At 40.7% G+C, this 22,081-nt stretch carries 18 protein-coding genes; 5 read left to right on the forward strand and 13 right to left on the reverse strand.

All coding sequences use genetic code 11. The features are described 5' to 3' along the window. The first annotated feature begins 84 nt into the window (after positions 1 to 84). Complete coding sequence (locus KUL10_RS03470; RefSeq protein ID WP_110427477.1) at positions 85 to 441, forward strand: outer membrane protein assembly factor BamE; 357 nt, start codon at positions 85 to 87, stop codon at positions 439 to 441. A 168-nt stretch (positions 442 to 609) separates the two neighbouring features. Here KUL10_RS03470 and KUL10_RS03475 read toward each other — a convergent pair whose 3' ends face one another. From KUL10_RS03475 to fabB, 5 genes are all read right to left on the reverse strand, one after another. After that, positions 610 to 3,543, reverse strand: coding sequence for a FimV/HubP family polar landmark protein (locus KUL10_RS03475; RefSeq protein ID WP_110427478.1), 2,934 nt, complete (start codon positions 3,541 to 3,543; stop codon positions 610 to 612). A gap of 140 nt (positions 3,544 to 3,683) precedes the next feature. After that, positions 3,684 to 4,700: an aspartate-semialdehyde dehydrogenase gene (locus tag KUL10_RS03480; protein ID WP_110427479.1), complete on the reverse strand. Its 1,017-nt coding sequence runs from the start codon at positions 4,698 to 4,700 to the stop codon at positions 3,684 to 3,686. 60 nt (positions 4,701 to 4,760) lie between these two features. Continuing rightward, entirely contained in the window at positions 4,761 to 5,891 is a 1,131-nt protein-coding gene (locus KUL10_RS03485; RefSeq protein ID WP_110427611.1) for a 4-phosphoerythronate dehydrogenase, read from the reverse strand. 65 nt (positions 5,892 to 5,956) lie between these two features. Next, positions 5,957 to 6,850: an alpha/beta fold hydrolase gene (locus KUL10_RS03490; RefSeq protein ID WP_110427480.1), complete on the reverse strand. Its 894-nt coding sequence runs from the start codon at positions 6,848 to 6,850 to the stop codon at positions 5,957 to 5,959. Positions 6,851 to 7,065: 215 nt separating this feature from the next. Beyond that, on the reverse strand, positions 7,066 to 8,277 hold the full coding sequence (gene fabB / locus KUL10_RS03495) for a beta-ketoacyl-ACP synthase I (protein ID WP_110427481.1): 1,212 nt from the start codon (positions 8,275 to 8,277) through the stop codon (positions 7,066 to 7,068). Positions 8,278 to 8,474: 197 nt separating this feature from the next. On the opposite strand from fabB, the gene mnmC reads away from it, so the two are divergent. Next, the gene (gene mnmC / locus KUL10_RS03500; protein ID WP_110427482.1) at positions 8,475 to 10,535 is read left to right on the forward strand and encodes a bifunctional tRNA (5-methylaminomethyl-2-thiouridine)(34)-methyltransferase MnmD/FAD-dependent 5-carboxymethylaminomethyl-2-thiouridine(34) oxidoreductase MnmC; all 2,061 of its coding nucleotides are present in this window, start codon (positions 8,475 to 8,477) and stop codon (positions 10,533 to 10,535) included. A gap of 12 nt (positions 10,536 to 10,547) precedes the next feature. Here mnmC and KUL10_RS03505 read toward each other — a convergent pair whose 3' ends face one another. Genes KUL10_RS03505 through KUL10_RS03515 form a run of 3 tightly spaced genes read right to left on the reverse strand, consistent with a single transcriptional unit; the run spans position 10,548 to position 12,729 of the window. Further along, on the reverse strand, positions 10,548 to 11,381 hold the full coding sequence (locus KUL10_RS03505; RefSeq protein ID WP_110427483.1) for a FlgO family outer membrane protein: 834 nt from the start codon (positions 11,379 to 11,381) through the stop codon (positions 10,548 to 10,550). Further along, complete coding sequence (locus tag KUL10_RS03510) at positions 11,381 to 12,091, reverse strand: FlgO family outer membrane protein (RefSeq protein WP_110427484.1); 711 nt, start codon at positions 12,089 to 12,091, stop codon at positions 11,381 to 11,383. The genes KUL10_RS03505 and KUL10_RS03510 overlap by 1 nt, the downstream gene beginning before the upstream one ends. Next, the gene (locus KUL10_RS03515; RefSeq protein WP_110427485.1) at positions 12,088 to 12,729 is read right to left on the reverse strand and encodes a FlgO family outer membrane protein; all 642 of its coding nucleotides are present in this window, start codon (positions 12,727 to 12,729) and stop codon (positions 12,088 to 12,090) included. Before KUL10_RS03515 ends, KUL10_RS03510 begins: the two co-directional genes overlap by 4 nt. A 317-nt stretch (positions 12,730 to 13,046) precedes the next feature. Between KUL10_RS03515 and KUL10_RS03520 the strand changes: the two genes are divergently transcribed. Beyond that, a complete protein-coding gene (locus KUL10_RS03520; RefSeq protein WP_110427486.1) occupies positions 13,047 to 14,771 on the forward strand; it encodes a hypothetical protein in 1,725 nt (574 codons plus the stop codon). 20 nt (positions 14,772 to 14,791) lie between these two features. Here the strand turns inward: KUL10_RS03520 and KUL10_RS03525 are convergent, their stop codons facing one another. The 5 genes from KUL10_RS03525 to KUL10_RS03545 all read right to left on the reverse strand — a co-directional run bounded on the left by KUL10_RS03525 (position 14,792) and on the right by KUL10_RS03545 (position 20,275). Beyond that, positions 14,792 to 16,705: a TIR domain-containing protein gene (locus tag KUL10_RS03525; protein ID WP_110427487.1), complete on the reverse strand. Its 1,914-nt coding sequence runs from the start codon at positions 16,703 to 16,705 to the stop codon at positions 14,792 to 14,794. A gap of 6 nt (positions 16,706 to 16,711) precedes the next feature. Then, positions 16,712 to 17,899 (reverse strand): hypothetical protein, encoded by a 1,188-nt coding sequence (locus KUL10_RS03530; RefSeq protein ID WP_110427488.1) that lies wholly within the window; start codon positions 17,897 to 17,899, stop codon positions 16,712 to 16,714. Positions 17,900 to 18,156: 257 nt separating this feature from the next. Continuing rightward, positions 18,157 to 18,453 (reverse strand): YfcL family protein, encoded by a 297-nt coding sequence (locus KUL10_RS03535; RefSeq protein ID WP_233499679.1) that lies wholly within the window; start codon positions 18,451 to 18,453, stop codon positions 18,157 to 18,159. 45 nt (positions 18,454 to 18,498) lie between these two features. Then, the gene (locus KUL10_RS03540) at positions 18,499 to 19,656 is read right to left on the reverse strand and encodes an ATP-NAD kinase family protein (protein ID WP_233499680.1); all 1,158 of its coding nucleotides are present in this window, start codon (positions 19,654 to 19,656) and stop codon (positions 18,499 to 18,501) included. Then, positions 19,649 to 20,275: an elongation factor P hydroxylase gene (locus KUL10_RS03545; RefSeq protein ID WP_110427489.1), complete on the reverse strand. Its 627-nt coding sequence runs from the start codon at positions 20,273 to 20,275 to the stop codon at positions 19,649 to 19,651. Before KUL10_RS03545 ends, KUL10_RS03540 begins: the two co-directional genes overlap by 8 nt. 150 nt (positions 20,276 to 20,425) lie before the next feature. Here KUL10_RS03545 and KUL10_RS03550 point away from each other — a divergent pair, with 150 nt between their 5' ends. Then, positions 20,426 to 20,917: a thioesterase family protein gene (locus tag KUL10_RS03550; RefSeq protein WP_110427490.1), complete on the forward strand. Its 492-nt coding sequence runs from the start codon at positions 20,426 to 20,428 to the stop codon at positions 20,915 to 20,917. Further along, on the forward strand, positions 20,910 to 22,064 hold the full coding sequence (locus KUL10_RS03555; protein WP_110427491.1) for a TIGR02281 family clan AA aspartic protease: 1,155 nt from the start codon (positions 20,910 to 20,912) through the stop codon (positions 22,062 to 22,064). The genes KUL10_RS03550 and KUL10_RS03555 overlap by 8 nt, the downstream gene beginning before the upstream one ends. Positions 22,065 to 22,081: the final 17 nt, after the last annotated feature.

Consider the following 22,081-nt stretch of genomic DNA (forward strand, 5'->3'; position numbering starts at 1 on the left):
CGTTAGTGTCCACTTCTATCAAATTGCGCTTGGGCGCCCTCAATCATCACAAAATCCGTATAGTTTAGTTTTAATAGGTGTTAAATGAAGTTTTTGTCTGTTGTTGCTCTTGTAATTGTCACCCTAAGTACTACAGCCTGCTCTAATTGGATATTTCGAATAGATGTACCTCAAGGCAATTACTTAGATGACAGGGACGTTGAGAAACTTCGTATCGCGATGACAAAAGAACAGGTTATTTTTGTTTTAGGTAACCCAGTAGTCAAAGACTCGTTTGACAACGATACGTGGTACTACGTTTACGAAATGAAACGCGGCATGAAAAAGCGTGGAGAAGACTTTAAAAAAGACCTTATCATTAGATTCGAAGAAGGAAGAGTTGCTGAGGTTAAAGGAGACTTCGAGTTACCCGAAGAATTCAATATACCTTTAGATGCTTAACTATATTAAGCTTAAGTCATATTCAGTGACTGTCTAGCTCATACCTCAGCGAAAATAATAACCCAAAGGGTGTGCTCAGTCGCACCCCTGCGCGTACTGATCAGCAATCAAATAATCTTTTAGCTAGCGCAAAGTGTTATAAGTCACTTTCAAGCCAACAGGGCGCTTCTATTGATCAATCTTCTCTAATAAGCCTTTAGCTTCTATTCGTTGGGCTGCATCACCTTTCTCGAGCACCTCTTGAAGTGTTTCAACAGCAGCCTCAGTATCCCCCATATCGATATATACTTGCGCTAGGTCGAGGTTACTAGCTTGATTGGTGGCTTCTTCAGATATGTTCATACTCTCTTCAATATCACCATCACTCATTGAAGGAATATCCATGTTGAGCTTAAGTTCTAGGTCTTCATCCTTTAGCTGCGGAGCAGACTCACTTTCTTCTAAAAGCGCATCAACATCAACATAATCTTCATTCTCACCCAATTCGTCAGCGGTTTCATCTAGTAAGGCGCTTAAATCAAGGTCAGGGTTATCAAGTGTTTCACTGTCTTCGTCACTTATCGATTCAACTTCTTCGAGTAATGAATCAAAGTCAGCGTTTTCAATTTCTTTGAGCAACTCATCATCGATATCGTCTGAATTGATATTGGTATCAATGTCGGAGCTGATTTCGTCAGTTTGACTTTGATTTGAATTGGTTTGAGTATCCTGTTTGGCTTCGTCTTCATCTAGCCAACCGTCCAAATCAGGTAACTCAGACAATACATCATCATCTCCGTCAAGTTCGGCTCTTTCTAACTGCTCAAATGGATCATCTGGCTCTGGCTCTGGCTCTGGCTCTGGCTCTGGCTCTGGCTCTGGCTCTGGCTCTGGCTCTGGCTCTGGCTCTGGCTCTGGCTCTGGCTCTGGCTCAAGAACATTATCAGTATCAACTTGTTGCTCTTCAACTGGTACTGATAAATCAAGATTCTCTTCACTTGATTCACTATCAGTGCTTTTTTCAAAGTTCATGGATGACATTTCTTCTGCTAAAGAAGGAATTTCAGCCATCATTTCATCAACGACCAACTCCTCATCAACATCCATTTCATCAAGAAGCGCATCAAGCTCATCTTCGACACTTTCGTCCTCGGCTGAAGATTCGAGTTCAGACAACAACTCTTCAGCCATCATACTAGCGTCATCATCAATTTCCGGCACGTCATCAGTTTCTACGCTGATAATTTCTTCAGAAATCTCGATGTCATCTCCTGACTCCAACCCTTCGTCAGTAAGATCTGTAATATCATCTTCTTCTGGTGTGCTTGACGAAGTTACATTTTCAAGGTCAATACTTTGTTCGACGCTTTCTGATTCGGTGTTCTCTGTTAGGTCTATAATTGCTTCAGAATCTGAAGTAGCTTCAGACGCCTGCTCTTCAGTTTCGATGTCACCTTGAACACTTTCAGCATCCTCATCGAAGTCTTCTTCGGGTTCTTGTGCATCCGCAGTATCATCCGCAGCTTCATTTAATAGGCTATCTAAATCGTCTTGACTCAACGCCTCATCGTCACTTACGGATTCATCTGGTGAAATACCTTCGATAATATCGTCGGTCAAATCATTTAGCTCTTCATCTTTTTCAACAATACTAGCTTCGATTTGATTTAAGGTATCTTCATCGATCTGTCCATCGCCATCAAGTGCGATCCCGTCAGGTAAATTATCGCCTTCGGTATCAAATTTTGAGTTTTCTTCTAGCTCTTCATCTTCTTCATCTTCTTCATCTAGCAGATTATCAACAACAGATTTAGATAGCGTTTCGCCTTCACTGGTGATTGAGTCTTCATCCTCTATATCCTCGATTCCTAAATCATCTGAGTCATCTAACGCTTTGCTTAAATCGTCGTCTGATAAATCAATCTGTTCAGCGTCTTCGTCGTCTAAATCAATACTTTCAGAGGCATCATCCGCAGGGGCTTGGTCAGGAACCAGCATTTCATCGGCAATTTCATCAAAATTGTCTCCCTCGATTGGCACTTCATCGATCGACTCCTCCAATTCTTCAGATAAGATATCGTCTAACAGACTTTCATCATCCACATCACTTTCTAGGGCAGCAAGGAGCTCGTCAGTATCATCATCTTGCAAGTCATCGGCCTCACCAATAACCAACTCATCGTCAATAATATCTTCACTAACTGCTTTTTTAGCTGCTGGTATTTGTGCGCTCTCGCTGCTCACTTTTGGTTTTTTAAACAACCAAAAAGCAAGTCCACCTAACACAAGTAAACTTAAAAATGCCGACCCACCAATCAACACCGCTGGTTGAGACAAGGTTGCCATTAATGAGTTTGCTTCTTTTTCAAGCTCGCGAGCTTGAGCATCTTTGACCAAATCTGTTAACGCTTGAATTTGTTGTGACTGCGTGTCCAAACGAGACTGAAAGTCTGATTCGAGCGTACTTCTGAATTGTAAAAACTCTTGCTCGTTTTGGTCTAATCGCTCAAGAAGTTGTATATTATTTTCAACTATCGCTTGAGTGTTACTGATTGAAGTTTCCATTTGCGTTTTAATTTCGTCAAACAGCCTATTTTGTTGACTTCTCAAGCCATTCAATTGGCGTTGAAGTTGCTGTTCAGTTGCGCTGAGATCCTCTTTATTTACTAATGGAATTTCTGGTTTTAGGTTAGCTGAGGGAGGCAGTGCAGCTTGGGCTTGAATATTACTATTGGCGGGCGTTCGCCCAAAAGCCCGATCATCCCGTTCTGCCTTCGCTTTTGCGCGTTGAGGGTCGACTCTAGCAATGTAACGGTCACTTGGCAGCTGTAGCATTGAGCCATTAACCATAGTGTTAAAGTTACCATTTTCGAATGCATTGCGATTGAGTTCGTAAATCGCCATCATGACCTGATATACGGTAAATTCTGACCCTTGCTTGTATCGACTCGCAATCCCCCATAGCGTATCGCTTTGGTCTATTGGACCGTAAACAACACCAGAATACACCCCTGCTGAGTCACGAGGCCCCTGTATTTGCGCACCCTGAGCAAGCACCGACGAAGAGAATACCAGTAAAAGTGCTAACCAGATTGTATAGACAAGCTTAAAGGTGAATCGCATATCTGAAAACTTATGCTCCAATCAATAATATCAAACTAAAATAAGGAAACGGGACAAGGCAAATTGCCCTATCCCGTTAAAAATATATTTTAAAGGATGAGTGTACCCTTTAAAGTATTATCGGCAAGTATTAGATTTTACTAAAGATAATCGCGAATTAAGGTTTCTGCAATCTGAACACTATTAGTTGCTGCACCTTTTCTTATATTATCTGAAACGACCCACATATTGATACCGTGAGAATGCGAAACGTCGTTTCTTACTCGGCCAACGTGCACTGCATCATTACCGCTAGCCGAACAAACCTGAGTAGGAAACTCTTCGCGATTTTCATACAATTTCACGCCAGGCGCATTTCTAAGAAGAGCCTTCACGTCTTCAGCATCGATTTGTTGGCGCGTCTCAATGTGGATAGCTTCGCCGTGCCCATAAAAGACTGGTACACGAACAGCTGTAGGATTAACCAAAATAGAATCATCGCCCATTATTTTTTGTGTTTCCCACACCATTTTCATTTCTTCTTTGGTGTAGTCATTATCTTGAAACACATCAATTTGTGGGATAACGTTAAATGCAATTTGTCGAGAAAACTCTTGATCAGTCACATCCTTTGCATTTAACAACGCAGCCGTTTGTTTCGCTAATGCTTCCATCGCTGACTTACCTGCACCCGAAACAGATTGGTATGTGCAGACATTTATTCTCTCAATGCCTACCGCATCTTGAATGGGCTTGAGTGCAACCATCATTTGTATAGTTGAACAATTTGGATTAGCAATAATATTGCGATTTCTAAAATCTGCTAAAGCATGTCCATTTACCTCTGGCACGACTAGCGGGATATCAGGCTCGTAACGATAATGAGAGGTATTATCGATGACTACACACCCAGCTTCTGCGGCAATTGGTGCAAATTTAGCAGAAACACTGCCACCAGCTGAAAAGAAACCGAATTGCGCCAAAGACCAATCAAAGGTATCGGCATTGAGCACTTCAATTTGTTTACCTTTAAATTCGATTTTTCCACCAGCAGAACGCTCACTGGCTAATGGATAAAGTTTTCCAATCGGAAAATCTCTTTCTGCCAGTAAATCCATCATTGTTTGACCAACTAAGCCTGTTGCTCCTAATACGGCAACATCAAATGCTTGCGACATTGTGTCTTTCTCCTAACTTTAAAAATATTACGCTCATGTTGAGCATTCAGGCAACTGTCGTTAGTCCTGCACATCAAAGCCTAATTTTCGTGCTATTTCATGTGTCTTGATATTAGCATGTGAATCTTTGTTCACTATTTTAACGGCTGAATACTCCCTTCTTACTGGGTAGTTTCGACGTATTTCTTTAAACGCGTTCGATTGTGCCATTTCTGCACGAAAAACTCTATCATCCTTTGATATATCATACACCTCGAGACACAAGTCTAGTATGGCTTGCATGCTATTGCTCTTGAGTTCATGAGGTTTATCATAACTTGGTAGAAATGCTGAAAGTTGTAACTCATTTACTTGAGTAGTAAATTTGCACAAAGCATCATAAAGCATTGACGTACCGCGCGCTTTTCCTTCAAGCGTATGCCCAGCGATATGAGCTGTCGCTATTCGAACAAAGGGTATTAGCTTTTGCTCTATACAAGGCTCATTTTCCCACACATCAAGTACTACATTAAGATTATGCCCAGACTCGAACAATGCTAAAAGGGCGCTATTATCAATAACTTCCCCGCGACATGCATTAATCAAATATTGTTCTGGGCGAAGATTTTTTAGTCTTTGATTGTCAAACATATGAAGAGTTGGATATGGGCCATCTACCACCAAAGGCGTGTGCAAACAGACAATGTCACAGGCTAATGCTTGCTCAATAGACACAAACGCTCTTGGATCACCTGCATCTTGTAAGGGCGGATCGTATAAGTAATACTCGAGGCCTAGGGCTTCACAAAAGCCTGACAACGCAGATCCCACTTGCCCTGCTCCAATAATAGCCAACGTTTTATTCTCAAGTTTAAAATCATCGACATTCGAAAGATGTGCGATGGCAGATAAAACGTATTGTGCAACTGCAATAGCATTGCAACCGGATGCAATACTCACATTTATGCCGGCGTCCTCTAATGAATCCATATCTAAATGATCAAAGCCAGCAGTTGCCGTTCCAACAAATTTTAGCTTTGGGGCTAATTTAATCAGTCTTTGATCAATTTTAGTGGTTGAACGAACCAGTAACGCTTCAGTGTTTTTCAGTATTTCACTATTCAGATTACCAACACTAAACGCCTTGCTATCGCCTAATTCATCAAAAAAAAGCGAGCCATATGGCATCGCCTCATCATACAAAATCTTCAATGTTAACAACTCAGAAACTACTTTGGTGGAAGTGTATCAAAGCGAGACTAATACGGCTATTTTGATTAGGTGTGTAACGATCTTCCTTGCGAGTCAACAAAAGTACTAATAGCGTGAGTAATAATGTCTGGCGCTTCTATCTGAGGGTAATGACCTACATTTATTGGCATATTGACAGAGTTTGGCAGTAAGCTTTTGAAGCGCTCCAACATATGCAAACCTGAAATAGGATCGTGGATGCCATTTACAAAACCAATTTTATGTTGGTTAGCAGTCATAGCTTCAACCCATCTGTCTCTGAACACCTCTCGTTCTTTAAGGTAGCCAAGAATACGAGGCATTACATGCGTGCCGTTATGCATTTCTAGAAGAGACCACAAAACGTCAATATCTTCCTGACTAGGTTGGGAGTTTGGACCAAATATTTGTTGAAAAGTTTTTTTAAGCTTCGGTTTTCCTATCAATTTAGCGACAAAGCCACCAATAGCACTTGCTAACACCTTTTGTGTTAAAAGTGGACGATGGGACTCTGAAAACAAGCCGCCATTAAGAAACAATATACTTTCCAATTGAATACTACCTTCAAGCTGATGCTCTCTACTTAACAGCTCTTGCGCAACCGAAACGCCATAGTCATGGGCCACTAAATGACTTTTACTGACTCTTAAGTGACGCCACAAACGCACTTGTAAATCAGCCTGATTTTTCAAACTGTATTTTATATTCCTAGGTTTATCAGATAAGCCAAAACCCAAAAAATCAAATGCTAACAAATTAAACTTCCCATCAAAGGCCCGCCATTGATTATGCCAGTCCCATGATGCGCTCGGAAAACCGTGTAGAAAGCTCAGTTGCGGTTTATCTTCTTGCCAATCATTCATCCAATAGGCAATCTTCACCCCTTCAACTTCCATGAATAAAGCGTTTTGCTTGTAGTCTTCTAATACTTTATGCGGCATATACGATGTTCTGATATTTTACGTAGCACATAAAGTTAACACAAGTTAAACAACTATTTTACAAGCCTGCATTAAATATTGATAAACAGAAGGTAAGCAGTTGAGACGAAAAACAATTTAATTAGCGTTATTCACGCAATATGTTATTCATGCAAGTGATGGTGAGATAGCGCCACTCAGAAGCGGCGCTATCTCAATTAAGAGTAATGCCGCGCCTATTTGTACTTTTTAAAAGCCAAACTCGCGTTTGTGCCACCAAAACCAAAGCTATTTGACATAATAAGGTCTAACTTAGTGTCGCGTTTTTCAGTCACGATATCTAGACCTTTTGCTGCATCATCTAAGTTGTCGATATTAATAGATGGCGCAATAAAATCATTTTCCATCATCAAGATACTGTAGATTGCTTCGTTAACACCGGCGGCACCTAGAGCATGACCGGTAAGTGATTTTGTTGCGCTCATTGCAGGGCTATCTTTGCCAAAAAGTGTTTGAATTGCTTCTAGCTCCTTAACATCACCAACTGGTGTTGATGTGCCATGAGTATTCAAATAGTCTACCTTCTGTTCGATTCCGGCAAGTGCTTGTTTCATGCAACGCACTGCGCCCTCTCCTGAAGGTGCTACCATGTCATAACCATCCGAAGTTGCGCCGTAGCCAACAATTTCACAGTAAATTTTAGCTCCGCGCGCTAAAGCATGCTCAAGCTCTTCAACAACGACCATACCGCCACCGCCTGAGCTTACAAAACCATCGCGGTCCGCATCATACGTTCTTGACGCAACCGACGGGTTATCGTTGTACTTTGTAGAAAGTGCACCCATCGCATCAAATTGACTTGAGAGTGCCCAATGTAGCTCCTCACCACCACCAGCAAATATCATGTCCTGCTTGCCTAATTGAATCATTTCTAAAGCATTACCAATACAATGTGCGCTGGTAGCACAAGCAGAGGAAATTGAATAGTTAACGCCTTTAATTTTAAAGGGTGTCGCTAGACATGCCGATACTGTGCTGCCCATACATTTTGTCACCATGTAAGGACCGATACGCTTAACGCTTTTTTGACGTAACGTATCCGCTGAGCCAACTTGATGTTCAGAAGATGCACCACCAGACCCCGCAATAATACCTACTCGTTCATTTGAATAGTCGCTTTCTTGTAAACCAGCATCTTCGATAGCTTGTTGCATTGCAATATAAGCATAGCTTGCAGCGGATCCCATAAAGCGCAGTGCTTTGCGATCAATATGTTCAGCTAGGTCGATATTAACTTCACCCCAGACTTGGCTGCGCAAGCCCATATCAGCAAACTGCTGAGAAAATGTAATGCCTGAACGGCCTTGTTTCAATGACTCGGTCACTTCTTGCTTATTGTTCCCGATACTTGAAACAATGCCTAATCCTGTAATAACAGCTCTTCTCATGTCGATTCCATCTTATCTATTGTTATTTAGTGCTCGTTTGCGGGCGCATATACTACCGTTTTTTTACGCCAGACTGGTCGGCTCTTTCGATAAATCAAATAATGACATAAGTATTGGGCTTTGTCGGCATCTATTTATTTACGACATGCTGTATACTGTCAGCAAATCAATGCAGTAGATCTCAATAATCAAATCACGTGAAAATAGAACAAGCTAAAATAACGTTTAATTGTCATGGAACCCCTGAATCAAAGGCTTTCGACGACTTGTATTATTCAAATAAGAGCGGCTTTGATGAGACGCATTATGTCTTTATTGAAGGGAATGGATTATTAGAAAATTGGAAAGAGTACCAAAACAGGCATTTTACTATTGCTGAAACAGGTTTTGGAACAGGTTTAAACTTTCTCTGTGTAGCTCGACAATTTGACCTATTTAGACAGGCAAACCCTGATCACGCACTACAAAGATTAAGCTTTGTAAGTACTGAGAAATTTCCTTTAACGATAGCTGATTTGTCCGAAGCGATTAAAAACTGGCCCTTGCTAAGTAAATACGCTGACGACTTAATTACTCATTATCCCATCGCTGTTAGCGGTGCTCATCGGTTAAGTATTTTAGATGGCCAAATTACATTAGACTTGCACTTTGGCGACGCGATCACCAGTTTCAGCAATATGCATGTTTATGACGATGGTCTGGTTGACGCTTGGTTTTTAGATGGTTTTGCACCACGTAAAAATGATGAGCTTTGGAGCGAAGCATTATTTTTACAATTGGCTCGACTAAGTAAAGAGAATGCTAGTTTTGCGACATTTACAGCCGCTAGTGCCGTTAGACGTGGGCTTGAAGACGCTGGATTTAAAGTCAAAAAACGGAAGGGCTTTGGTAAGAAACGGGAAATGATATTTGGCCATTTCCAACAGTCAAAAAAACATAGTCAAATTTTTAAATGCCAGCATCCAGCCTATTATCGTGCTGCTTTGGCAAAAACCACCCAACCCTATGTTGCAGTTGTCGGTGCAGGTCTTGCGGGAGCAATCAGTGCACTTAAACTAATCAAACAAGGCTGTAAAGTTGATTTGATTTGCGCGGATAGCAAAGTTGCTCAAGGTGCTTCAGGTAACCCTCTTGGTGGTTTTTACCCGCAACTAAACGCGGAAGCCGGGATAAACTCACAAGTACATATCCATAGTTTTATGTATGCACATCGATTCTATCAGCAACTAAATGATTGTGGTGTAAGATTCGAACACGATTGGTGTGGCGTGTTACAACTTGGCTTCAATTCAAATCAACTCACCAGAATACAAAAGCTCCGTGAGAAAGCAACTTGGCCTGATAATTTAGTGCAGTATGTCAGTGCGCAACAAGCTAGCCAAATTGCTAACGTTCCGCTTAAACAGGATGCATTATTTATCCCACAAGCAGGATGGATTTCTCCGCCAGACTTAGTAAGAGCATGCATAGATTATTGCCATACACACCAAACTTCTGAATTTACGTTAAAAACGAATACCCGTTTAACGCACGTTGAAGAAACCCGCGACACGTGCCATTTATCACTCGTCGAAACAAATCAGGAATATTCGGCGGAATATGACGGTGTCATCTTAGCGATGGGTAGCAATACCCCCACAAGTTTGCCACCAGTGCTTCCATACCGCCTAACCAGAGGCCAAGTGGAACTCGTAAAAGAAAGCACCCAAAGTCTAGAGCTTAAAACAGTCATATGCCACAAAGGTTATATGACGCCTGCTATTCACGGTGTGCATGCAATGGGCTCGACATATATAAAAGACGATACAAACATCGAAGTACGTGCTGATGAGACTGAAACAAACATAGATATGCATGTAAGCGCGATGCAAGGCAGTGATTGGTTATCGGAGTTAACGATGAAACACCTCAATACCCAAAATCACAACGTTGATTCAGCTCGCGCGGCAGTAAGATGCAGCATGCCGGATCATTTGCCCGTTGTGGGCGAATACCCAAATATAATATCTCAACAACAAACGCTAAAAGATTTATACAAAGCGCAGGCACCTGAGTCTTACGATACTCCCAGCAAAAACTGCCGTATCATGTGTTTAACGGGCCTAGGGTCAAGAGGTCTTACTACAGCACCAATACTCGCTGAAATAGCAGTAAGTCAGTTGTTAAAGCAGCCACTGCCAATGCAGAATGAGCTCCTCAATGCTTTGAATCCAAACCGATTTCTAGTGCGTTCTTTGATCCGACGTCAACCATATTGAGCGGCTACCGTGTCAGTCCATACTGTAAATAGTGGAGTTGCGAACTAAACTGTTCGACACAAAGTCAGGTACAATGATACTGGCTGTTGATACGATACGCTTATCACTGAGAGCGACGATACGAGCGTTGATTTGTGTACCATTGGGCTTTTCGATTAGCGTTCCAGTCAACACATGGTTCATACTCATCTCACGAGCAAGTCGATTGGCGTTTCTCGAAAAAATTAAATCCCCCGAACGCGTAACGTCAACACTTCCTTTAACCTTAAAGTCAGCCACCGACATGCCAAGTTGTTGAATTTCGCTAATAAAGTACTCCGCTAACTGATTGCCAAGTACATTACTGTTCCGCAAAGATTCATCCAAGCGCACAAATGAACTGACACCTATTAGATCGTTGACCGCAAGTTGTTGGCTGTTATACAAAAGCTCCATTGCAAGTTGTGCAGCATAATCTTGGAGAGACTTATGAGTGTAAGTTGGTTTAAAGCTGACATCAGAGGTTACCCAAGGTGATAAATAATTTGCTTCAGGAGGTGCAGTCATGGCACTTTCGCTATTAATTCCTTGCCCCAAAGTACCTTTATAGCCCTCGAGACTAATCGCATTTTTGCTACGATTTGAAACTCCCTCTTCTCCAACTACACCATTGCCACGCAAACCATTGACTTCAGGCAATTTACCTTGCTCGCGTAACAAGTCAGCGATGGTTTGTGGTGGTTTGTAACCTGCCATAAACATTTTACCAGCCGCACAGCCACCTAATGATACTAAAATTGCTGCATACAATGATCCACGAATAAGTATGTTCGTGAATGTAGCGCTTAAAAATGAAGATAAGTTCATTATTCCCCCCTGATCAAACGAACACCGTCAACAATTTCAGCGGGGCGGCTTGACTCACTTGGGATCAATGCATCAACAACATAATAAGGAACAAACATTTGAGCACTCGCAACAATGACATTTGATTCCATTCCGAGCATGCGAGCATTAACAATATATCCGCCTTGATGCTTAGTCATGGTTCCAGTAAGCACATATTGAATGGGCGTGCTATTAGAGAGGTCTAAAAAGTCACGTGAAAGCACGAAATCGCCAGATTCAGTTACTCGAATAAACTGTGTTGATTTATATTCAACCACTGGCATCCTAAATTTATGGAACTCATGCACAAAGGATTCTGCCATTTGATGACCGAGTAAATTAGTTTCTTTTAAATCACTGTCAATCAAAGAGAAATGAGTTACGGCTACCGGTGTTCTCTCGGTCACATATTCCATATTAGCAACGAGATCTTGTGCCATGTTTTGCACATAGTCGCCTATATTTTTAGCCAATGGTCGACTCTTGTATGCGCCATTGACGTTTGAAAATGTTTGCGGACGGACGATAGCACCAAAGTTATCGGTGCGCTGATTCACGACAGGATTATTATTAGCCAAATCATCCATATTGTCATCATTCCCCCCTTGCCCCAAAGACGCAAAGTCAGGTAGAACACTACAGGCCGAGAGTGACAATAAAGTGGCACTTGCTATGATTAACTTTCTCATAAATTTACCTCGTTTTTAAAGCTTTCGCTTCTGTACAAGCGACCATTGCGAGTACTGACTCTTTCGCCAGGCCAAAATAGATCGTCAGGGAAAAATTGTGTTGCGGCAGCAATAATGTCTCTAGTTCGCGCATCGATCACTCTGGCGTTGACCATTGCTCCTGTTGATTGCTGTGTGATCGTACCACTGATATAAAAATCGATAGCTTGAACACTCGTCAAATTTTCAACGTTTCTCGTAAACACGCGATCACTCAAATCATCGATGATGATGCCATTAGCCACTTTGAAGTCTTGCGCGATAAAGCCTCGCTTAACTGCTTCACTCGTTAAACCCTGCTCCAGTTGATGCCCTAGATGCATAAGTGGCCCCTGATGTTGATGGTCACGCTGCAAAGAATCTACTGGCACAAATCCGGCAACGGCATACCGATATTGCCGATCTGGCAACAGGGCGGCAAAAAGTTCATCTGCCAGTTCATTTGTGAATGCTTCCGCTTTGCCTACATTTGAAGTACTCGGGGAAGTACTTTGTTCGTTTATGCTGCTTGTCAAGGTACACCCACTCAAGCTGATAAGCACTAAAACGCTAACTATACAGAGCAAAAATGTCGCGCCGCTGGCGATTGAGTTTTTCATGACTATAATTCTTGTTTGTTTGGCTTTGGTTCACCAACTGCAAAATTAGAACCAATATTTCTTAGTATCGTTATTTAACTATTCATATCGGAACATGAACGCTTTGACGTTTAAACCAAATTCAAACAATTTCGCGGGCAATTTTAGTGCATCAATTTATAAGAAGAGTCCGGCAACAGATGTTTAAATTATGCTTTTTTACTATTTACAGTGTTATGCTGTTGATAAGGAAATTTCGACCGCGAAAGAAATTTAAGAGCCTCAATTTACTTACTCGAAAAAGATTTCAAAGTGATTATTAATCAAGAGAAGACACCATGACTTCTACAACATCAAATTCTGCGCTATCTATCAACGTAGGTATTACAGGACATCGAGATATTCCCAATGTACACAAACATGTACTCGAGGAAGCTGTAATAAAAGAGCTCAAACGGATGCGTACAAAATATCCAAATACCACAATTAATGTGCTCTGTGGACTTGCAGAGGGAGCGGACCAAATTATTGCTAGTGCAGCGTTAGCCAACAACTTCAATGTCATGGCTGTTTTGCCATTTGTACAGAGTATTTATGAACAGGACTTTGAAACCCCACAGGCAATTAGTAAATTTAGAGCACTATTGGCGCAATGCAGTGATGTGCTTATTTGTAATACTGAAAAGAACGAAAATAGAAATGAAGGTTATATTGAACTAGGGCGAACCTTGGTTCGCTGTTGTGATATTGTATTTGCAGTTTGGGATGGGGTGACAGTTCAATGCAAAGAGACAGGTAACAATACTCCACTACCGGGTGGCACAGCAGATGTGGTTCATATGTGTGTTGACGGAATTATGGATGATAACTCCCTACTATTTTCAAAACCAAATCAGACTTACTGCAAATGGTTAGTCATGAGTCAAAGTAAACATACCGAACTTCCTGAAAGTATCGTTTCTAGCAACGAGATTGGTAAATGGAAAAAATTGCCAATAAAGGGCAATCAAGATGAATCAATATTGAAAGATATCTTAGGAAAAATTGAAAAATTTAATCTAGACTCCAAAACCATAGGCGAGAAAGACAAAGCAAAAAGCATTAGCTATTTACTAGGTTCTGTAAGTGAAAAAGAAAACGTTAAAGACCTTGAAAAACTGATTAATGTTTACTCGCTAGCCGACTGTTTAGCGCAGGCTAGACAACAGCAACGCCTAACTTCACTCAGATTTATCACGCTGCTTTCATTAATTGCAATCGCTGCTCAGCAAATATATGCAGGTGTGTATTCAACTCTAGGGTGGTTTGCAACTCATATTGTGCTTATTTCAGTTATAGTAGGAATTTATCGCCTATTCTTTGCCGGCGGAGACTCAAAAGAAGCACAGTTTGTCGAGTGGCGAGTATTCGCAGAGAATCTGAGAGTTCAAATTTTTTGGCATATAGCTGGTTTGCCAGATAATTGTGCAAACAACTTTAGAACGACCAAACTCAACGAAATGGATTGGATAGTAGATAATTTGAATAAACTATCATTTAACCTTAACAAACCAAAAAAGAGTAATATTGAGTTTGTCAAAACACGCTGGATAGCTGACCAAAGTGCATACTTCAATGGCACAAGAAACAAAACGGGTAGAGCTGCTGACCTTCTTATGAAAGCCAAACAGTACAAGGTATTCTCTATTTTCTTTTTTGTTTCAGCTTTAATTTTGATGATATTTAGCGCTTTCAAGATTCAGTTTCAATTGATCCCATTTATCTCCGATGACGCTTTGTTTTTTATAATTGCCATGCTTTTTATCAGTTCAGCTTTAGTGAAAACTTTTTCGATACAAATGGGATTTGAAGAACTGAGTCATCGCTACACCCGAACGGGTTACTTTTTTCAACAGGCTCTAAAGCGCACTCATAAAATTGAAAATCAATGCTCACCTGGAAGTCGTGAACACATTGAAAAGTGCCAAGGGGTAATTAAGACAATAGGTATAGAGGCGTTAAGCGAAAATGCAGCTTGGTTACAGTTGTACAAAATGAACGCCTATCAAGTGCAAATCAACTAAGCACTTTGCTAACTTGGTTATTATAACGCGTAGATGGCATTACATACCTCTTGTAATTGTTGAGTAAACGCAGCATCTTGACCCAAGGTTTCGTTTAAAATTCGCATACCTTCAGCACAGTCTGTTTTTGCCTGGTCTATTTCGCCAAGCGATGATAATACTGTTGCTTGATTTACTAATAGATCGCCATGATTTGCATGAATGCCTCCATAGCCTTCATCGTAATGAAGCTTTGCTTGTTGGAAGTGAGCTAAGGCAGAAGCGAGATTTTTTCTATCGCCCGCAATTAAACCCAAGTACACTTCGGCTATTCCACTTAAATAATGTCTACCATTAAACGCATTAGTATAAATAGAGACCGCTTCCGTGAGTGCAAGTTCTGCTTCTTTTAATCTGCCTAACCCATGTAAGATTTGTCCCTTCATCGATAAAGCATCGGCTAGCGTAGGGTTATCGCGCTCTAATAGGTTTTCAAAATTCTCTATTGCCTGCGTTATTTGAAATAAAGCAGGCTCTAAGTTCCAAGATAAAAAGTCTACTTGAGCTTGCGCCAAAGATACGTTACCGAAAAAAATATCCTGCTCTCCAACACTATTGAGTAATAGAGACTTTGCTTTCGATAAATCAGCGCTAGCGGTTTCCATTTCCCCCATATCCGACAGTAACAATGCGCGACGTTGCAGTAATGAAACCAGTTCAATGGTATCTGCATCTGGGTTTTGTTCAAACACTTTCAAGGCTATATCAAATTCATCAAGTGCTAACTCAAACTCGCCTAAATCTGAATAAATTATTGCTTTCATACTTGCAATATCAGTTAACGTTTTAAATTTACTTGAGTCATTAAGTTTATCATTGCGTTGACGCTCTTCCTGCAATAATTGCTCAGCAAGGGTAGCAGTTTGAAGTGACTCATCCAATTTTCCTTGTCTGAAAAGAGCTTGAGCTTTCATTTGAGTTGCCGAACTAATCTGTAGTCCAGATACCTTTGCGGTTTTATCAACGACATCAATTGCGTTATCAAATAATCCTAGATTTGTGAAGGCTTTTGCAATAGTCGTTGATAGACGAGCTTGGATAACAGCTTGCCCTTCTAAATCTTGGAGAATTCGCTTGGCGCCTCTATCCAGAATTGTTCTCGCTGTTACTTCATTAGGATTTTCTTGTTCTGAACTGGCATTAACAAAGCTATTCACTAAGAAGTCGGAAACAGCGATCGCAGTTTTTGATTCTTGCTCTGCTATTGCTCGCTGTTTTGTTGCTTCAATACGTTGTTCGTTTGCATAAAAGGCCAATGCAAGCGCAAAAATAGCAGCCGAAGATGAAGCAACACTCACTTGAATAAGTAACAGCATTCTTCTTGACGCATCTCGCTGCACCAAATCATCAAGACGAAGTCCAGTCAGTCCGCTAATTATTTTGAGGCTTGCTAGCTTTTTTCCGTCAGCTGCTTTTCTGAGATCAGCTGCGATTGGCTCAGAAAGTTTTTCGCTAGTATTTCCGTTTGCATCCAATTCAAATTTTAATGCAGGCGGAAAACATTCTTGTTCAGTCGTTATAGCGTTTGGAGTTCCATCTATAACTAATGCAAGTACTCTTTCTTTCCCATGCAGAGCCTTAAATTGGCGAACCTCTTCATTAACCCACTTAGATTTAGCGGAAGATGGTGAGCAAACTACGATCAGGAACATTGAGTTAACTAATGCACTTTGAAGGTCAGCGTCTAAATTACCACTTGCTGAGAGCTCATCTTGATCACGAAAGATCGGGCTTAAACGCTTTGGAACAGGGCCAAGAGATGTGCTCTTCCCGACTAACTTTTTAGGTAATTTATAGCGTTCAAGAGAACGATGTAACCACTTTGCGGTTTCTTTATCTGCATGACTGTAACTGATAAACGCTCTAAATGTATGAGAGGCATCCTGCTTGGACATATTGATTTACTTGGTTACAGATTGAGATTTACGCCTAAATACCGCGAAACCTAATACCGAAAGTATAAAGGAGCCCAACATACTTGGGGAATTAACCTCTGCAACTTCGATACCTGGGCCACTTACTGCCTGGTAATTTAACACTCCATTTTGAAATGACGCAGACATTGTAAAAAGGCCTGCTTCATATCCCTCGATAGTCTCTTCATCATCAATCGTAGTGTCATCTGCTAGGAAACTCGCAATCAGAGGCGCCGAATTTGTATTGGTCCGTGTTCCTGTTTTCCCCCCCCTGCCAATAGGGTCACCAAACGCTCCATAAGAGATTATGCATGGGTCAGGCCCAAAAGATCCGCAAGATGAGGAGGCGCTCGTATGTACTTCAGTAATGTAACTCAATGTTGCACTTTGGCCCGAAAGAAGTTCTTCAGGAAAAAGCACCTGAAAGTTAGTTGCTCCCCAATCATAAGTAACTTGTTTGGTACTGTCTTCTGATGAAGTCTTTCTAAAATCTGTTAAAAAATTCTCAATCTGGCTAAACTCTGTGACAACTGTATTTCCAGTACTAGTTTCATTGGTGACCAAAGACAAACTGCCGGTTAATGAAAACAGGACGAAATCACCCAGTTCAACTGAAAAATTAAATCTGGATTCTGCAACGACCGAACCTGGTGTACCTTGGAAACCTTCATACGTCTCTATACTGTTAAAACTATCGGTCGAGGAAGTACATTCGACCAAATCATCTCCTGAGCAACCTGTTAAATAAAACCCTAAGCCTGCAGGCACAATTTGAGAGTCTAATAACGGAGTCACAGCTTCATCACCAGTATTAGTGAAAGTGATATCAACTACCGTTCTAGAGGATGAACTTGCCAGCGCGCCAAAGGATGCATTGCCATTTTTAAAAAATATCGAGTCTCCCTCAACATCTGAAACACTATCAAACCTGCCCGCTGAGCCGAATCTTCGACTACCCACCCCTTCAGCAATTTGTGGGTTATCGAAACTAACGCTACCATCTCCGTCGCCTTCTGCTGCTTGATCAAAATATGAGCCTGAAGCTGAAGACTCAGTTACTATTGCGATAATGTTTGCATTTGCAAATTGAGATGTAAGTAGCAACGAACCTGCGAATATACTAGAAGATAAAAGACACGAAACAGCGCTTTTATATTTATGATTGTGTTTCATGAGAGCAAAATCCTTTTGTTTATTTTTTATACTTTAGTCTTTGTGCAAGCGCATAGCAAGTTAAATAAAAATTGGATTTTTAAGTTACGTTAATTTAAAGGACTTACTTGATATAAATAAACATAAAGTACCCGCTTAAATATTTAGCTTTTATTCGTTGTTATTGACAAGGAAAGTAACAAAGAAAGTAACGAAAATAGAAACAATAAAGGTTTTATTTGAACGACTGTAAGCTAACAAGAACCAGTGATATTCACTCAAGAATCAATGAATAAACGCTCGACTAAACTAAAAACTTCAGCTTGATCATTATCGTTTAATTCATTGTTATCAAAAGCTTCTTGAAGTTGCTCGGTTAACGCCTGTTTCAAATAAGAAATGTGAACTGATTCATCAGGTACATCAGCCTTTTCAGCTTTTACAATGGCTAAATCAAAATGACCATGTAAATAACTCGCAATAAACAACTCTTGATCAGTTCCATCTGAGATGAAACTTTCTAACCCAGCTACTATGCTATCAACTTTTGTGTAAAACACTTCTTTTACTGGCACTACTTTGGTTTCCTTTTTGTTATTTATTAAATAAATGAGTGTCACTTACGCAAAATGATACAGCACACGGTCTCTATAACCTGTAATTACTGCAACTGTTCCTGACATTGCTCTATCTAACTCAATATCACCAGAATCGCAGATTAAAGGCTTTCCATTTAGCTGATTTAACTTATTTTTTGTCGCAACGATTAACAAATTTTGTTTGCTCGCCCGTCTTATCAACTCACTGCTGATTTGTTGATTGCCGCGACCAAATACATGCCCTTGCCCACCGATAAGTGTGATCACCAGTTTAAAATCTTGTCCAGTCAGAAGTTTAAGTAATTGTTCAGCTGTTAAATCAGAAGCCACAACAGTTTGCTCTTTTACTAAATCCACACCCAACAATGTATTCTGTAGACCTAACTCTTGCATGATAAAGTCGACGGTAGAACCAGACCCCATAACATAATAGGTATCTGGGTTGTCTTGCATTTCATCGATAATTTCAGCTGCAATATCAGCAAGCACCAGCTCATCTGATTCTTTTCCGCCCATTTTGACGGCTTGAATATAAGTAAGCTCTTGCGGAACGTTCATTTCACCATAATGCTTAGCAACAACTCGACCTTCTCGAAATGCACCTTCATCAATGTCTTTGACTTCCGCTTGCATCAAAGAAACGAGCTCACCTTTTATGACTTGTTCTATAACTCGGCCAGCACCTTGAGGAGTAATTGCGTAAACCCCACTATGTATTTTACATCCTGCAGGAATACCAACCACGGGAATTGTATTCCCAACAGCATCAAAAATATTCCTAGCCGTTCCATCTCCTCCCGCAAAAACAATCAAATCAACAGTTTCTTTGCATAGCCTTTGTGCCAATTCAATACTATCGGTACTTTCTGTCTGGGTGCCAGATTGATAGACTATTTTGTGGTCAAATCCAAGTGTCTCGCACAACGATTGCCCCATTTCATTGTTTGCGGTATATACCACAAAATCATCTACCAAAGCTTGCAAGCAAGTCAAGGCTGTAGTCGCACGACTCAAGGATTGCTTGACTGCTCCCATAGAAAGTGCTTTTTGCCTAACCTCCTCGCCATCACTACCTTTTAGCGCAAGTGCACCACCTATTCCAGAAAATGGGTTAACGATTAAACCAAGCTTAAATTTACGTGCTCTAGTGTTATTTCGAGCGCTTTCTATATTAAACAAATTGCACCTGCTTTTTTGCGATTACTGTGCTTTTCGAATGAGTTTTTGTGTTACGCCCCCAAGATTGAAGGTCACCCGCGATGGCTGCAAGCTGAGTGTTTAGATAAGGCGTTTGATAGAAATGATGAAGCGCTATTAAGAAAACAGAAGCGCGCTTCGTAAATCCATTTTTGAGATCTGTTGCATATTGTTGCTGAACTTGCTGTTCGAATGCCTGAGTATCTTGATAAGAGCCATTTAGATTATCTGCACTGACTCTAAAAGGCTTACCACACGCAGAAGAAAAGGCTAATTCCAGTGCTTGTGGTTTGACTTCTACCTTTTGAAATGCCAACTGTTGCTCTTTGTTTCTTCCGTCTGGCGAGTACCAATAGCCGTAGTCTTCTAACGTTCGGCGACGGGGGCCTGCGATGCACCAATGCGCAATTTCGTGCAAGGCACTAGCAAAGTAGTCATGGCTATAGTGAATTTCTGCTAGTTGTCCATTTTTTTCTGGGATATATAGTGGTTCGTCAGCGAATCCTTGCAGACATGTTCTAAATTCAACGGCAAAACAATTATTGAAGATTCGTTGCAAATCTAGGTGATTAAATTTTTCAACAACGTCTCTACTTTGCATAACATTCACTTATTACATTGCTTTGTTTTGATTCAGTTCGAAAGAAGGTAATCAAGGTTTTACCCTGCCCCCTCTTCTTTAACAAGGCTTTCATTATAACGCAAACGGTCGTAATCTATGACTATTATTTGAAGTATTAATGATTACTCAATGACCAAAAAAGCGGATTACCCAGCTCTCAAAACAAATTGGTTCTATAAAGATCCTTTTGTGATCAAATGGAAGATAGACGAAGCCAGTATTGATCATTACCAACACGTCAATAATGTAGCTTATTTGAGCCAATTAGAATCGCTAGCATGGGCACATTCGAACTCACTTGGCCTTGCATTTTCTGACTATCAAAACGCTAACCGAGCTATGGTGATTAGCAAACATGAATTGCATTATTTACAAGCATGTCACTTAAACGATGAAATCGCATGTGCGACGTGGATTGTTAAATGTGACTATAAATTTCGTCTGTCGAGAGCTTTTCAATTTATCAATGTAAAAACACGTAAAACTGTCTTTAAAGCACATACAGATTTTATTAGTTGTACATTGGATACTGGCCGCCCTAAACCAATGCCTGATTTATTTCAAAAAATATACGGTGAGGCTTGCATCCATCTTGAAGTTGCGAGCGTCCCCAATGAATAAACTGCTTGTAATATTGTTATTGTCATCCCTAGCATTAAATTATGTATTGCTAAGTAGCGATAGTAAGCTAGGAAAGCAATTACGCCCAAAAGAAAGCGCTACGCCAGAAAATGTATTAACAGAGTTAACGCAACATGCTGCCGATGTTAAAGACACACAAAGGAAACAAGAAGGATCCCTTCGGACGAAAACGCCAGCAGGTATTAAGTCTGACGAATTTAATCGTTTAAACAATTTGTTCAATGATGAAAACTATTTAGACTTAGAGTTAGCGCTTCGAGATTTTTTAAACCAGAACCCTTTTCACGAAGAAGCACTATTGCTCGAAGCACAATTGATTATGCGCACCGAAACCCTTAATTATGCGTTGACTCATTACTATGAATTGCTTGACCGATCTTTGTCATCATCAAATAAAGATAAAGTACAAAGTATCATTGACCAACAAACCACAAAAGTGATCCAACAGCTGACAGGAGATGGCGCTTGGGAAATTCTGGCTACCTTTTTAGAACCTCTTCTACAAATTGATCCGCTCAATCAAAATTATATTTTAAGTTTGGCCCGTGCCTACGGTATGCAAGAGCAAAACTCTTTAATGGAAAATGTACTAGCGTCAATGCGCTTTGATCACCCACGTGCGCAACGCTTGCGCAGTCAAATCGCTCAACGTCTTGAATCGCGAAACACAAGCGCTCAGGAAAGCCAAACCGCGGCTGATAATTCACAAGATAAAAATTGGCAAGGCGATTCTTTTAGTCAACCACCGGATGCTGTGGCTAGATTGAGTAATAATAATCAGTTAATTACGCGTGTTGTTTTAGCAGAACAAACAACCGTTATGCTATTAGACACTGGTGCTTCGACCACTGCGGTTAAGGCCAGTGTGATCAATAGAATTGACAATGATGACAAGGACTTTATCGGATACTTTAACGTTCAGACAGCGGGTGGCAGTATCAGAGCACCTCTGTACCGATTGTCCTATCTACAAATCGGCGAGAGTCAGTTTAATCAAGTATCAGTGCTTGCCTTACCCGATGATGCAATGACGAAGTTTGATGGTTTACTTGGAATGAACATATTAAAAGCATACGAAATGACATTTGACCAATCACAGCAACTAATGCGACTGGTCAAAAAATAGACACACTTACACTATAA

Origin of the sequence: Glaciecola sp. KUL10 (genome assembly GCF_003203515.1) — a bacterium.
Lineage (GTDB): Bacteria > Pseudomonadota > Gammaproteobacteria > Enterobacterales > Alteromonadaceae > Glaciecola.